The sequence below is a fragment of the Rhodococcus sp. CX genome (assembly GCF_015865005.1).
GTDB lineage: Bacteria > Actinomycetota > Actinomycetes > Mycobacteriales > Mycobacteriaceae > Rhodococcus.
Genome location: NZ_JADZGH010000168.1, coordinates 9397 through 22289 on the forward strand (window position 1 = coordinate 9397; position 12893 = coordinate 22289).

Below are 12893 nucleotides of genomic sequence, written 5' to 3' on the forward strand. Positions count from 1 at the left end.
CGGCTGCCCGACGGTTCCCTCGCCCCGCACCAGCCGCTGCGGGTCGTGGTCGGTACCAGCGAACTGCCGACCCGGGCCCGGGTGCTCGACGACGCCGCGCCGACGCTGGTGCTGCGCACCCACGACGTCGACGAGGTCCTCGACGCACTCACCGACCACCCCGACGTGCTGCTCGAAGGCGGTCCGCGGCTGGCCGGGGCATTCCTCGCCGCCCGGCGTGTCGACCGCATCCAGGCGTACATCGCACCGGTACTTCTCGGCGACGGCTGGTCCGCTGTGAGGGACGCCGGAGTGCACACGATCTCCGAGGCGATACGGTTTCGTCGGGAGCGCGTCGAAACGGTCGGCGCCGACGTGTTGATGACCCTGGTCCCCGACCGGGAGCAAAGGAGCGGGTAGGTGTTCACCGGGATCGTCGAGGAACTGGGTGAGATCGTCACGCGCGAGGACCTGGCGGATGCGGCACGCTTCACCGTCCGCGGGCCGCTGGTGACCTCGGACGCGAAGCACGGCGAGTCGATCGCCGTCAACGGCGTGTGCCTGACCGTCGTCGACGTCGTCGACGGAGACAAGTTCACCGCGGATGTGATGCAGGAGACACTGAACCGTTCGAGCCTCGCGCAGCTCGCCGCCGGCAGCCGCGTCAACCTCGAACGGGCCGCCGCGCTCGGCAGCCGTCTCGGGGGTCATCTGGTGCAGGGTCACGTCGACGGCACCGGCACGGTGATCTCCCGTTCCCCCTCCGAGAACTGGACCGTCGTGCGGATCTCCTTGCCGGACACCGTGTCCCGTTACGTCGTGGAGAAGGGGTCGATCACCGTCGACGGTGTGTCGCTGACCGTCTCCGGTCTCGGCGGCGAGCCGGGCGCGGAATGGTTCGAGATCTCGTTGATCCCCACCACCCTGTCGCTGACGACCCTCGGCACCGCCGAACCGGGCACCGTCGTCAATCTCGAGGTGGATGTGATCGCCAAGTACGTGGAGCGCCTGCAGAACGCGGGCCGCTGAGTCGTACTGTTGAATGCGGCAGTTTCCGCGTGCCGCGGTTGTGCAAGCAGTTGTTGGAAATCGAGATTTGGAGCCCAGGCAAGTGACGAGGTTCGACACGATCGAGCGCGCGGTTGCAGACATCGCCGCCGGTAAGGCCGTCGTCGTGGTCGACGACGAGGATCGGGAGAACGAGGGCGACCTCATCTTCGCGGCGGAGAAGGCCACCCCCGAACTGGTGGCGTTCATGGTGCGGTACACGTCGGGTTACCTGTGTGTGCCGCTCGACGGCGCCGACTGCGACCGGCTCGGGCTGCCGCCGATGTACTCCACCAACCAGGACAAGCACGGCACCGCGTACACGGTCACCGTGGACGCGAAGGAAGGCATCGGCACCGGCATCTCCGCGGCCGACCGGGCCGCGACGATGCGCCTGCTGGCCGATCCGAACACCCGCGCCGACGACTTCACCCGCCCCGGTCACGTCGTGCCGCTGCGCGCGAAGGAAGGCGGCGTGCTGCGTCGCCCCGGCCACACCGAAGCCGCCGTCGACCTGGCCCGCATGGCCGATCTGCGTCCCGCCGGCGTCATCTGCGAGATCGTCTCGCAGAAGGACGAGGGGGAGATGGCCCGCACCGACGAACTGCGCGTCTTCGCCGACGAGCACGAACTCGCCCTGATCTCCATCGCCGACCTCATCGCGTGGCGCCGCAAGCACGAGAAGCACGTCGTGCGGGTCGCCGAGGCCCGCATCCCGACCCGTCACGGCGACTTCACCGCCGTCGGCTACCAGAGCATCTACGACGAGGTCGAGCACGTCGCGCTGGTCCGCGGCGACATCGCCGGACCCGACGGCGACGGCGCGGACGTGCTCGTGCGGGTCCACTCCGAGTGCCTGACCGGCGACGTGTTCGGCTCGCTGCGCTGCGACTGCGGCCCCCAGCTCGACGCCGCACTCGAGATGATCGCGGCCGAAGGGCGCGGTGTCGTGCTGTACATGCGCGGGCACGAGGGCCGCGGAATCGGCCTCATGCACAAGCTGCAGGCCTACCAGCTCCAGGACTCCGGGTCGGACACCGTCGACGCGAACCTGCAGCTCGGCCTGCCCGCCGACGCCCGCGACTACGGCATCGGCGCGCAGATCCTCGTCGACCTCGGCATCACCTCCATGCGGCTGCTGACCAACAACCCCGCCAAGCGCGTGGGCCTGGACGGCTACGGCCTGCAGATCACCGAGCGTGTGCCGATGCCGTTGCGCGCGAACCGCGAGAACATCACCTACCTGCGCACCAAGCGCGACCGCATGGGCCACGACCTGATCGGGCTCGACGAGTTCGAGGCCGGTGACGCCTGATGAGTGGGGAAGGTCTGCCCGACCTGCAGCTCGCCGACGCGCGCGGACTGCGCCTGGCGATCGTCGCGGGTAGCTGGCACCAGAAGATCTCCGACGCCCTGATCGCCGGGGCGCAGCGCGTCGCCGACGAGGCCGGCATCACCGACGTCACCCTCGAGCGGGTCGCCGGTGCCATCGAGCTGCCGGTCGTGGCGCAGCAGCTGGCCCGCACCCACGACGCCGTCGTGGCGCTCGGCGTCGTCATCCGCGGCGGCACCCCGCACTTCGAGTACGTGTGCGATGCGGTCACCTACGGGCTGACCCGGGTCGCCCTGGACGAGGGCACCCCGGTCGGCAACGGTGTGCTCACCACCGACACCGAGCAGCAGGCCCTGGACCGGTCCGGGCTGCCCGGCTCCGCCGAGGACAAGGGCGGCCAGGCGTGCGCCGCCGCGCTCGACACCGCGGTGACCCTCCGGCGCCTCCGGGAGACGGATCGATGACCGCGCACACCACCAGCACGACGGAATGGGAGCTCGACGTCCAGAGCGTCAAGATGCGGCGCTGGATCATCATCGGTGCTTCGGTTCTGATGCTCGGTCACATCGGTGCCGCGCTGGTCCTGCGCGGTGGCGAGTACACCGGTGCGAATCTGCGCCTGGCCGATCAGATCGCGATGATCGCGATCGGGCTGGTGGTGTCGGGGTTCACCCTGCTGTACGCCCGGCCCCGGTTACGGGCCGGGGCGGCCGGGGTCGAGGTCCGCAAGGTGTTCGGAGAACGTCGCCTGAGCTGGGACGAGGTCGGTGACCTCAGCTTCGATCACGGTGGCCCGTGGGCCCGCCTCGAACTGCCCCACGACGAGTACGTGCCCGTCGCGGCGCTGCAGGTGCGGGACGGGCAGCACGCGGTCGACGCCGTCGATTCGTTCCGTGAGCTGCGCGCGCGGTACGGCGGACGCGTCGGTACCGGCGACTAGCCTGGACCCGTGCCCGACCCCTCCACCTACCGCCCCGCTCCCGGATCCATCCCCACCGAGCCGGGTGTCTACCGGTTCCGTGATCCGCACGGCCGCGTCATCTACGTGGGCAAGGCGAAGAGCCTCCGCTCGCGCCTGAACTCGTACTTCGCCGATGTCGCGTCGCTGCATCCGCGGACCCGGCAGATGGTCACCACGGCGGGCAGCGTCGAATGGACGGTGGTCAGCACCGAGGTCGAGGCGCTGCAGCTCGAATACAGCTGGATCAAGGAATTCGATCCGCGATTCAACGTCCGCTACCGCGACGACAAGACCTATCCGATGCTCGCGGTCACCCTGAACGAGGAGTATCCGCGGCTGTTCGTCTACCGCGGTCCGCGGCGCAAGGGGGTGCGCTACTTCGGTCCGTACTCGCACGCGTGGGCGATCCGGGAAACACTGGATCTGCTGCTGCGGGTGTTTCCCGCCCGGACATGCTCGGCCGGGGTCTTCAAACGGCACACGCAGATCGGCCGGCCCTGTCTGCTCGGGTACATCGACAAGTGTTCGGCGCCGTGCGTCGGACGGGTCGACGCCGCCGAACACCGCCGCATCGTCGAGGACTTCTGCGACTTCCTCGCCGGCCGCACCGACAAGCTGGTCCGCGACGTCGAGGCACGCATGCAGGCCGCGGCGTCGGAACTGGACTTCGAGACCGCCGCTCGGCTCCGCGACGACCTGGGGGCGCTGCGCCGGGCACTCGAGAAGCAGGCGGTCGTGCTCGGCGACGGCACGGACGCCGACCTGGTGGCGTTCGCCGGTGACGACCTCGAGGTCTCGGTACAGGTCTTCCACGTCCGCGGGGGCCGGGTCCGCGGGCAGCGTGGGTGGGTCGTGGAGAAGTCCGGGGACGTCGTCGATCGTCCCGACTCCGCCGACCGGATCGACACCGAGCACACCGGCGAACACACGGAGGAGTCGCTGCTCGTCGAGCAGTTCCTCACCCAGTTCTACGGCGAGGAAGCCGCGCTCACCGCGACAGCGCCCACCGACAGCGGGGACGCCGAACCGACCGGCAGTGCCGGCACCAGGACCTCGCGCGGCACGGCACTGCCCCCGGACCCGGAGGAGATGAGCCGCTGGCTCGCCGGGCTGCGCGGTGGACCGGTCCGGTTGCGGGTGCCGCAGCGCGGTGACAAGAAGGCCCTGGCGGAGACGGTGCAGCGCAACGCGCAGGAGGCCCTCTCCCAGCACAAACTGCGCCGCGCCGGAGACTTCACCGCGCGGTCCGCGGCATTGCAGGGCATCCAGGACGCGCTCGACCTGGACTCGGCGCCGCTGCGCATCGAGTGCGTCGACATCAGCCACGTCCAGGGCACCGACGTCGTCGCCTCGCTGGTGGTGTTCGAGGACGGCCTGCCCCGCAAGTCGGACTATCGGCACTACGCGATCAAGGAAGCCGCCGGCGACGGCCGCTCCGACGACGTCGCGTCCATCGCGGAGGTCACCCGCCGCCGCTTCCTGCGGCACCGTCGCGACGTCGCGGGGACGGAGGGTGCCGAAGGTGGGGACGGGGGCGATTTCTCCACCGAGGCCGCGCTCGACCCGGCGACCGGCAAGCCGCGGCGCTTCGCGTACCCACCGAACCTGTTCGTCGTGGACGGCGGCGCCCCGCAGGTCGCCGCGGCCGCGGAGGTCCTCGACGAACTCGGGATCACCGACGTGTCGGTGATCGGCCTGGCCAAACGACTCGAGGAGGTGTGGGTCCCGGGCGAATCCGACCCGGTGATCCTGCCGCGCACGAGCGAGTCGCTGTACCTGCTGCAGCGGGTCCGCGACGAGGCGCACCGTTTCGCGATCACCTTCCACCGCAGCAAGCGGTCCCGGCGGATGACCGCGTCCGCCCTGGACGGGGTCCGCGGACTCGGGCAGACCCGGCGCACCGCGCTGGTCAAGCACTTCGGGTCGGTGGCGCGGCTGCGGGAAGCGAGCGTCGAGGAGATCACCGCCGTCCCGGGCATCGGAGCGGCCACCGCCCGCGCGGTGCTCGACGCGTTGCGCGCGGACGATCCGGGCGCCGCCGACACGCCGTCCGTCCTGCCCGTCGCCGATGAGGCTGCGCAGGACACGCCGGTACGTGATGATGACATCGTCGGCGTGTCGGGAACGGGAGCGGAGCCGCAACTGTGAACCAACAATCTGCGATCGAGACGGAGCCGGGCAGCGCCGAGGCCGTCCCGGGGGATCGACGTGCCGAGGTGACGCTGGTCACCGGGCTGTCCGGGGCCGGCATGAGCACCGCGGCCACCGCCCTCGAGGACCTCGGCTGGTACGTGTCCGACAACGTGCCGCCGCAGCTGGTCATCGCCATGGTCGATCTGGCGGTGCAGGCGGAACCGCCGCTCGAGCGGCTCGCCGTCGTGATGGACGTGCGCAGCCGGTTGTTCACCGGCGACCTCGGATGGGTCGTGACCGAACTCGCCGCCCGACCGGTGCGCACCCGGGTGCTGTTCCTCGAAGCCACCGATGCCGTGCTGATCCGGCGGTTCGAGCAGGTGCGCCGCAGTCATCCGCTGCAGGCCGACACCGCCGACCGCACCCTCGCCGACGGCATCGCCGCCGAACGCGCCCAGCTCGCCCCCGTCAAGGCCGCCGCGGACCTGGTGGTCGACACGTCCGCGCTGTCCGGGCCGGAACTGCGCCGCAAGATCGAATCGGCGTTCGGTGACGCGGCCGCCGACACCATCCAGGTCACCGTCGAGTCCTTCGGATTCAAGTACGGTCTGCCGATGGACTCGGACCTGGTGTGCGACGTGCGCTTCCTGCCGAACCCACACTGGGTGCCGCAGTTGCGTGACCACACCGGGCAGGACGCCGACGTGCGCGACTACGTGCTGTCCCGAGACGGCGCGGACGAATACCTGCAGACCTATCATCGAGTGCTCCGATTGACCACGGCCGGCTACCGTCGGGAGGGAAAGCGCTACATGACGATCGCGGTGGGCTGCACCGGCGGCAAACACCGGAGCGTGGCGATGGCGGAAGCGCTCGCCGCGCGTCTCGAGCAGGACCCGGCGTTGACGGTGCACGTCGTGCACCGGGATCTGGGCCGCGAATGACCGGGCCCGCGATCGTTGCACTCGGCGGCGGTCACGGACTGTACGCGACCCTCAGCGCGGTCCGACGCCTCACCGACCGGGTCACCGCCGTCGTCACCGTCGCCGACGACGGCGGATCGTCGGGACGCCTGCGCGCCGAACTCGGCGTCATCCCACCCGGCGACCTGCGCATGGCGCTGGCGGCGCTGGCCGCCGAGACCCCGGAGATCCGGGTGTGGACCGAAACCGTGCAACACCGGTTCGGGGGCACCGGTGCGCTCGCCGGGCACTCGGTCGGCAATCTGATCCTTGCCGGGCTCACCGAGGTCCTCGGCGACCCGGTCGCCGCGCTGGACCGGCTCGCCGCCGTCCTCCACGTCCACGGCCGCGTGCTGCCGATGTCGCCGATCCCGCTGGACATCGAGGCGGACGTCTCCGGTCTCGAATCCGATCCCCGGGTCAGCCGCGGCATCCGCGGCCAGGTCGCGGTCGCGACCACCCCCGGCAAGGTGCGCCGGGTCCGGCTCATCCCGGCCGATCCGCCGGCGTGCCCGGACGCGCTCGACGCCGTCGACGCCGCCGACCTCGTGGTGCTCGGTCCGGGCTCGTGGTTCTCGAGCGTCATCCCGCACGTCCTCGTGCCCGATCTGCTCGACGCGCTCATCCGCACCCCGGCCCACAAGGTGCTGGTGCTGAACCTGGCGGCGGAACCGGGGGAGACCGCCGGGTTCTCCACCGAGCGTCACCTGCACGTGCTGGCGCAACACGCCCCGGGCTTCCGCGTCGACCACATCGTGGTCGACGCGACGACGGTGCCGCCCGGACGGGAACGCGAACACCTGTGCCGGGCCGCCGCCGGCTTCGGCGCCGATGTCGTCTACGCGGACGTCGCGGAACCCGGTACCCATCGACACGACCCCGCCAAACTGGCGGAGGTTCTGGCAACACATCTGCCTGCCGCGTCCGGCACCGCCGGCGCACGCGACAGCAGCCGAAGGGAGAACGTCTCGTGGCAATGACAGCGGAGGTCAAGGACGAGCTGAGCAGGCTCGTGGTGACCCGCACCAGCAGCCGCAAGGCCGAGGTGTCCGCTCTCCTGCGTTTCGCCGGTGGCCTGCACATCGTGGGCGGCCGGGTGGTGGTCGAGGCCGAGGTGGACCTCGGTTCGATCGCCCGTCGACTGCGTCGCGAGATCTTCGAGCTGTTCGGCTACTCCGCGGAAGTGCACGTGCTCGGCGCCGGTGGTCTGCGCAAGAGTTCGCGGTACGTCGTCCGGGTCGCCAAGGACGGGGAAGCGCTCGCCCGCCAGACCGGTCTGCTCGACCTGCGCGGACGTCCGGTGCGCGGGCTGCCCGCCCAGGTCGTCGGCGGCAGCATCTCCGACGCCGAAGCCGCCTGGCGCGGCGCCTTCCTGGCGCACGGCTCCCTCACCGAACCGGGGCGGTCGTCGGCGCTCGAGATCAGCTGCCCGGGTCCGGAGGCGGCCCTCGCGCTCGTCGGCGCGGCGCGGCGCCTCGGCATCACTGCGAAGGCCCGCGAGGTGCGTGGCGCCGACCGCGTCGTGGTCCGCGACGGGGAGGCCATCGGCGCCCTGCTCACCCACATGGGCGCCCAGGACACGAGGCTGACGTGGGAGGAACGGCGCATGCGCCGCGAGGTGCGGGCCACCGCCAACCGGCTCGCGAACTTCGACGACGCGAACCTGCGGCGGTCGGCGCGGGCCGCGGTCGCGGCCGCCGCGCGGGTCGAGCGGGCACTGACGATCCTCGGCTCCGACGTGCCCGACCACCTCGCCGCCGCCGGGTCGCTGCGCGTGCAGCACCGGCAGGCGTCCCTCGAGGAACTCGGGCAGCTCGCGGATCCGCCGATGACGAAGGACGCCGTCGCCGGCCGCATCCGGCGGCTGCTGTCGATGGCGGACCGCCGCGCCAAGGAACTCGGCATCCCCGACACCGAGTCCGCGGTGACGATGGAGCTGCTCGACGAGGCTTAGGACCCGGCGCGGGGTTCTTCGACGCCGGGTTCAAATCCCACCTTCCTCGACTCGGCGGATTAGGGTGAGGGCACAAGCTGCACCACCATCGAGACACAAGCTGCACCACCATCGAGGTAAAGGAGCTTCATCGTGACTGTGCGCGTAGGCATCAACGGCTTCGGTCGCATCGGGCGGAACCTCTTCCGTGCGGTGGAGGCGCAGAAGGCACTCGGCAGCACCGATATCGAGATCGTCGCTGTCAACGACCTCACCGACAACGACACCCTCGCGACGCTCCTGAAGTACGACTCGATCCTGGGGCGTCTCGACGAGGACGTCCGCGCCGAGGGTGACTACATCTACGTGGGCGACCGGAAGATCACCGCCCTCGAGATCAAGGAAGGCCCGGCGGCCCTGCCCTGGGGCGAGCTGGGGGTCGACGTCGTCGTCGAGTCCACCGGCATCTTCACCAACGCAGCCAAGGCCAGGGGTCACCTGGACGCCGGCGCCGACGAGGACATCACCATCGTCATGGGCGTCAACCACGACAAGTACGACGGCACGCAGAACATCATCTCGAACGCCTCGTGCACCACGAACTGCCTCGGCCCGCTCGCCAAGGTGCTGAACGACGCGTTCGGCATCGAGAAGGGGCTGATGACCACCATCCACGCGTACACCCAGGACCAGAACCTGCAGGACGGGCCGCACCGGGACCTGCGTCGCGCCCGCGCCGCGGCCCTGAACATCGTCCCGACCGGCACCGGTGCCGCCAAGGCCATCGGCCTCGTGCTGCCCGAGCTGCAGGGCAAGCTCGACGGCTACGCGCTGCGCGTTCCGGTCCCGACCGGCTCGGTGACCGACCTGACCGCGACCCTGACCAGGAAGGCCACCGTCGACGAGGTCAACGCCGCGGTCAAGGCCGCCGCGGAGGGCCCGCTCGAGGGCATCCTGAAGTACAACACCGATCCGATCGTCTCCTCGGACATCGTCACCGATCCGCACTCGTCGATCTTCGACGCGCCACTGACCAAGGTCATCGACGACCAGGTCAAGGTCGTGGCCTGGTACGACAACGAGTGGGGTTACTCCAACCGCTTGGCCGACCTCGTCGGCCTCATCGGGAAGTCCCTCTGACGACGTCGGCAAGTCCCTCTGACACCATCGGCAAGTCCCTCTGACAACGATTGAATAGGACACTCGAACAGTGGCAGTTCAGACCCTGAAGGATCTGCTGGACGCGGGGGTCGAAGGGCGCGGTGTGCTCGTGCGCTCGGACCTCAACGTCCCGCTGGACGGCGCGACGATCACCGACCCCGGTCGGATCCTCGCGTCGGCCCCGACGATCAAGGCGCTCGCCGATGCCGGCGCCAAGGTGGTCGTCACCGCGCACCTCGGCCGCCCCAAGGGCGAGGCCGACCCGAAGTTCTCGCTCGCGCCCGTCGCGGCGAAGCTCGGGGAGGTGCTGGGCCGCAACGTCCAGCTCGCCGGTGATGTCGTGGGGCAGGACGCCCTGGCCCGGTCCGAGGGCCTGACCGACGGCGACATCCTCCTGCTGGAGAACATCCGCTTCGATCCGCGCGAAACCAGCAAGGACGACGCGGACCGCCTGGCGCTGGCCCGCGACCTGGTCGAGCTGGTCGGCGACGACGGTGCGTTCGTGTCCGACGGCTTCGGTGTCGTGCACCGCAAGCAGGCGTCGGTGTACGACGTGGCGACGCTGCTGCCGCATTACGCGGGCACGCTCGTCGCCGCGGAGGTCGAGGTGCTGGCCCGTCTGACGGCCGATCCGGAACGTCCCTACGCGGTCGTGCTCGGCGGTTCGAAGGTCTCCGACAAGCTGGCCGTGATCGAGGCGCTCGCACCGAAGGTCGACACCCTCGTCATCGGTGGCGGCATGTGCTTCACCTTCCTTGCCGCGCAGGGCATCTCGGTGGGCAACTCGCTCCTCGAGGAATCGATGATCGAGACCTGCAAGGACCTGCTCGAGCGGTTCGGCGACGTCATCCACATCCCGCAGGACGTGGTGATCGCCGACAGCTTCTCCGCCGACGCCGAGGCGAAGACGGTGCCCGTCACCGAAATCGAGGACGGGTGGATGGGCCTGGACATCGGCCCCGAGTCGGTGGCCCGGTTCGCGCACCACCTGGCGGGCGCGAAGACCGTGTTCTGGAACGGCCCGATGGGTGTGTTCGAGTTCGCGAAGTTCGCCGACGGCACCAAGGGTGTCGCCGAGGCCATCATCGAGGCCACCGGCAAGGGCGCGTTCAGCGTCGTCGGCGGTGGCGACTCGGCCGCGGCCGTGCGTCTGCTGGGTCTGCCCGAGGACGGCTTCTCGCACATCTCCACGGGCGGCGGGGCCTCCCTCGAGTACCTCGAGGGCAAGGAACTCCCCGGCATCGCGGTTCTGGAGGGCTGATCGGATGGCACGCAAGCCGCTCATCGCCGGCAACTGGAAGATGAACCTCAACCATCTCGAGGCCATCGCCCTGGTGCAGAAGATCGCCTTCACGCTCCCGGAGAAGTACCTCGACAAGGTCGACGTGACGGTGCTCCCGCCGTTCACCGACATCCGTTCGGTGCAGACCCTGATCGAGGGCGACAAGATCAAGTTCACCTACGGTGCGCAGGACCTGTCCGTCCACGACTCCGGCGCCTACACCGGGGAGATCTCCGGCGCGATGCTCGCCAAACTCGGCTGCACGTTCGTCGTCGTCGGCCACTCGGAGCGGCGCACGCTGCACGGGGAGACCGACGAGATCGTGCGGGACAAGGCCAAGGCCGCGCTGCGGCACGGCCTGACGCCGATCGTGTGCATCGGCGAGGGTCTCGACATCCGCGAGGCCGGCAACCACGTCGAGTACAACGTCGAGCAGTTGAAGGGCTCGCTCAAGGGCCTGACCGCAGACGAGATCGCGAAGACCGTGATCGCGTACGAGCCGGTGTGGGCCATCGGCACCGGCAAGGTGGCCTCGGCCGCCGACGCGCAGGAGGTGTGCGCCGCGGTGCGCGCCACGCTCGGCGAGCTGGCCTCGCCTGAGGTGGCCGCGACCGTCCGCGTCCTCTACGGCGGCTCGGTGAACGCCAAGAACGTCGGCGAACTCATCGCGCAGACCGACGTCGACGGCGGCCTGGTCGGCGGTGCGTCGCTCAAGGCCGACGAGTTCGCGCAGCTCTCGGCGATCGCCGCGGGCGGTCCGCTGCTGTAGCGGACGACTGTTCCATTTCGTGGGGCGCAGGATCGGCACCGATCCTGCGCCCCACGGCATTCATCCGACCGGTGGGCGTCGGGGCTCGTCACCGGCACCCGCACGGGGCACAGCGTGATCTGCAGCTGCCACGACAACAGGTCGCGCTGCTGCTCGACGAGGCTGTGGACCACATCGAACACCTCCTACGCGGAATCGCCGACGTCCCGGCCACGACCGCTCGACCGGCCGTCTGCGGAAGCCGTCCCGAATACGTGGCTTCAGGTCGTGGGCTCGAACTCGTACAGCACCGGCCCGTCGCCGGCGCCCTTCGGGATCGGGAAATAGGTGTGATGTGTTGCGGGATCGAGTGCCAACGTATGGGCCCCGTCGGCCAGATGTGCGGCGCCGACCGTCACGGTGTTGTTGTCGCGGCGGTCGAACACGCTGACCACTCCGCTTTCGGCTGCAACGTAGACCCGGTGCGCGCCGGGGTCGTAGACCAGAACGTCAGGGGTGTCTCCGACGGGGTCCTGGCTGGTGACGGTACGGGCGGCCAGGTCGACGGTCGCCATGGCGGCGCCGGTCTCGCAACCGACGAACATCACCTGATCGGCGGCGTCGAGGGCTTCACCGTGCGGACCGTCGCATCCGGGCGTAGGTATGCGGTCGGTGACGGTGAACCCGGCCGGATCGATCACCGCGAGATGGCCGCGGCCCTGCACCGCCACCACCATGCGGTCGATGGCCGGGTCGTAGACGACGTTGCCGACCTCGCCACCGAGGTCCACGGTCGCTCGCACCGCCCCCGAATCCGCGTCCACCACGGTTTCCGTTCCGGCGTGCTCGTCGGTGGTCCACACCGCGTGGCGGACCGGATCGTAGGCCAACCCGTCGGGGTAGTCGCCGGTCGGCGCGGCAAACAGGACCTCGCCGGTGTCCTCGTCGAAGGCGACCAGCTGGTCGCGTCCGGTGACGGTGGCGTACACGCGTCGGATGTCCGGGACAACGAGCACTCCGTGTACGTCCGGAACGTCAGTGATGGTGCGGACGACCCGACGGCCGTGCACGTCGACGTCGATGATCTCTCCGGCACCCATATGGGCGATGAACATCAGTCCGAGTGCGGGATCGAGACTGGTGTAGTCGAACCGTGCCGGGCCACCGGTCAACTCCGTCTGCGCGACCTGCCGCAGCGGTAGATCGCCCGTCTGCGGGGACTCGGACGGCACCGTCGACGAGCATCCGAGTGCCAGGACGGCTATCAGGCCCAGTAGTGTCGCGACGTCTTGGTGCGGCCGCATCTCCACCTCCTGAGCCGATGCAACCGTGGTTGTAACACTACGCGCGGGTA

General features: G+C 69.9%; 13 protein-coding genes. 12 read left to right on the plus strand and 1 reads right to left on the minus strand.

The window, feature by feature from the left end:
• The 12 genes from I0Q12_RS33130 to tpiA form a co-directional block, all read left to right on the plus strand.
• Nucleotides 1-399, plus strand: a 399-nt coding sequence (locus I0Q12_RS33130) for a dihydrofolate reductase family protein (RefSeq protein WP_231610906.1), incomplete at its 5' end; no start/stop codon positions are given.
• Entirely contained in the window at nucleotides 400-1008 is a 609-nt protein-coding gene (locus tag I0Q12_RS17585; protein WP_197253119.1) for a riboflavin synthase, read from the plus strand. It begins immediately after the preceding gene.
• Between the two features lie 82 nt (nucleotides 1009-1090).
• Nucleotides 1091-2341: a bifunctional 3,4-dihydroxy-2-butanone-4-phosphate synthase/GTP cyclohydrolase II gene (locus I0Q12_RS17590; protein WP_197253120.1), complete on the plus strand. Its 1251-nt coding sequence runs from the start codon at nucleotides 1091-1093 to the stop codon at nucleotides 2339-2341.
• The gene (gene ribH, locus I0Q12_RS17595) at nucleotides 2341-2823 is read left to right on the plus strand and encodes a 6,7-dimethyl-8-ribityllumazine synthase (protein WP_197253121.1); all 483 of its coding nucleotides are present in this window, start codon (nucleotides 2341-2343) and stop codon (nucleotides 2821-2823) included. The genes I0Q12_RS17590 and ribH overlap by 1 nt, the downstream gene beginning before the upstream one ends.
• On the plus strand, nucleotides 2820-3299 hold the full coding sequence (locus I0Q12_RS17600) for a PH domain-containing protein (RefSeq protein ID WP_197253122.1): 480 nt from the start codon (nucleotides 2820-2822) through the stop codon (nucleotides 3297-3299). The genes ribH and I0Q12_RS17600 overlap by 4 nt, the downstream gene beginning before the upstream one ends.
• A 9-nt stretch (nucleotides 3300-3308) precedes the next feature.
• A complete protein-coding gene (gene uvrC, locus I0Q12_RS17605; RefSeq protein ID WP_197253123.1) occupies nucleotides 3309-5468 on the plus strand; it encodes an excinuclease ABC subunit UvrC in 2160 nt (719 codons plus the stop codon).
• A 14-nt stretch (nucleotides 5469-5482) separates the two neighbouring features.
• Nucleotides 5483-6397: an RNase adapter RapZ gene (rapZ, locus tag I0Q12_RS17610; RefSeq protein ID WP_197253187.1), complete on the plus strand. Its 915-nt coding sequence runs from the start codon at nucleotides 5483-5485 to the stop codon at nucleotides 6395-6397.
• Nucleotides 6394-7395 (plus strand): uridine diphosphate-N-acetylglucosamine-binding protein YvcK, encoded by a 1002-nt coding sequence (gene yvcK, locus I0Q12_RS17615; RefSeq protein ID WP_197253124.1) that lies wholly within the window; start codon nucleotides 6394-6396, stop codon nucleotides 7393-7395. The genes rapZ and yvcK overlap by 4 nt, the downstream gene beginning before the upstream one ends.
• Complete coding sequence (gene whiA, locus I0Q12_RS17620) at nucleotides 7392-8369, plus strand: DNA-binding protein WhiA (RefSeq protein ID WP_197253185.1); 978 nt, start codon at nucleotides 7392-7394, stop codon at nucleotides 8367-8369. Before yvcK ends, whiA begins: the two co-directional genes overlap by 4 nt.
• Nucleotides 8370-8501: 132 nt before the next feature.
• Nucleotides 8502-9488: a type I glyceraldehyde-3-phosphate dehydrogenase gene (gene gap / locus I0Q12_RS17625; RefSeq protein WP_197253125.1), complete on the plus strand. Its 987-nt coding sequence runs from the start codon at nucleotides 8502-8504 to the stop codon at nucleotides 9486-9488.
• Nucleotides 9489-9558: 70 nt separating this feature from the next.
• Nucleotides 9559-10770, plus strand: coding sequence for a phosphoglycerate kinase (pgk, locus tag I0Q12_RS17630; RefSeq protein WP_197253126.1), 1212 nt, complete (start codon nucleotides 9559-9561; stop codon nucleotides 10768-10770).
• Between the two features lie 4 nt (nucleotides 10771-10774).
• The gene (gene tpiA, locus I0Q12_RS17635) at nucleotides 10775-11560 is read left to right on the plus strand and encodes a triose-phosphate isomerase (RefSeq protein ID WP_197253127.1); all 786 of its coding nucleotides are present in this window, start codon (nucleotides 10775-10777) and stop codon (nucleotides 11558-11560) included.
• A 260-nt stretch (nucleotides 11561-11820) separates the two neighbouring features.
• Here tpiA and I0Q12_RS17640 read toward each other — a convergent pair whose 3' ends face one another.
• Nucleotides 11821-12843, minus strand: coding sequence for a YncE family protein (locus tag I0Q12_RS17640; protein WP_197253128.1), 1023 nt, complete (start codon nucleotides 12841-12843; stop codon nucleotides 11821-11823).
• Nucleotides 12844-12893 lie beyond the last annotated feature (50 nt).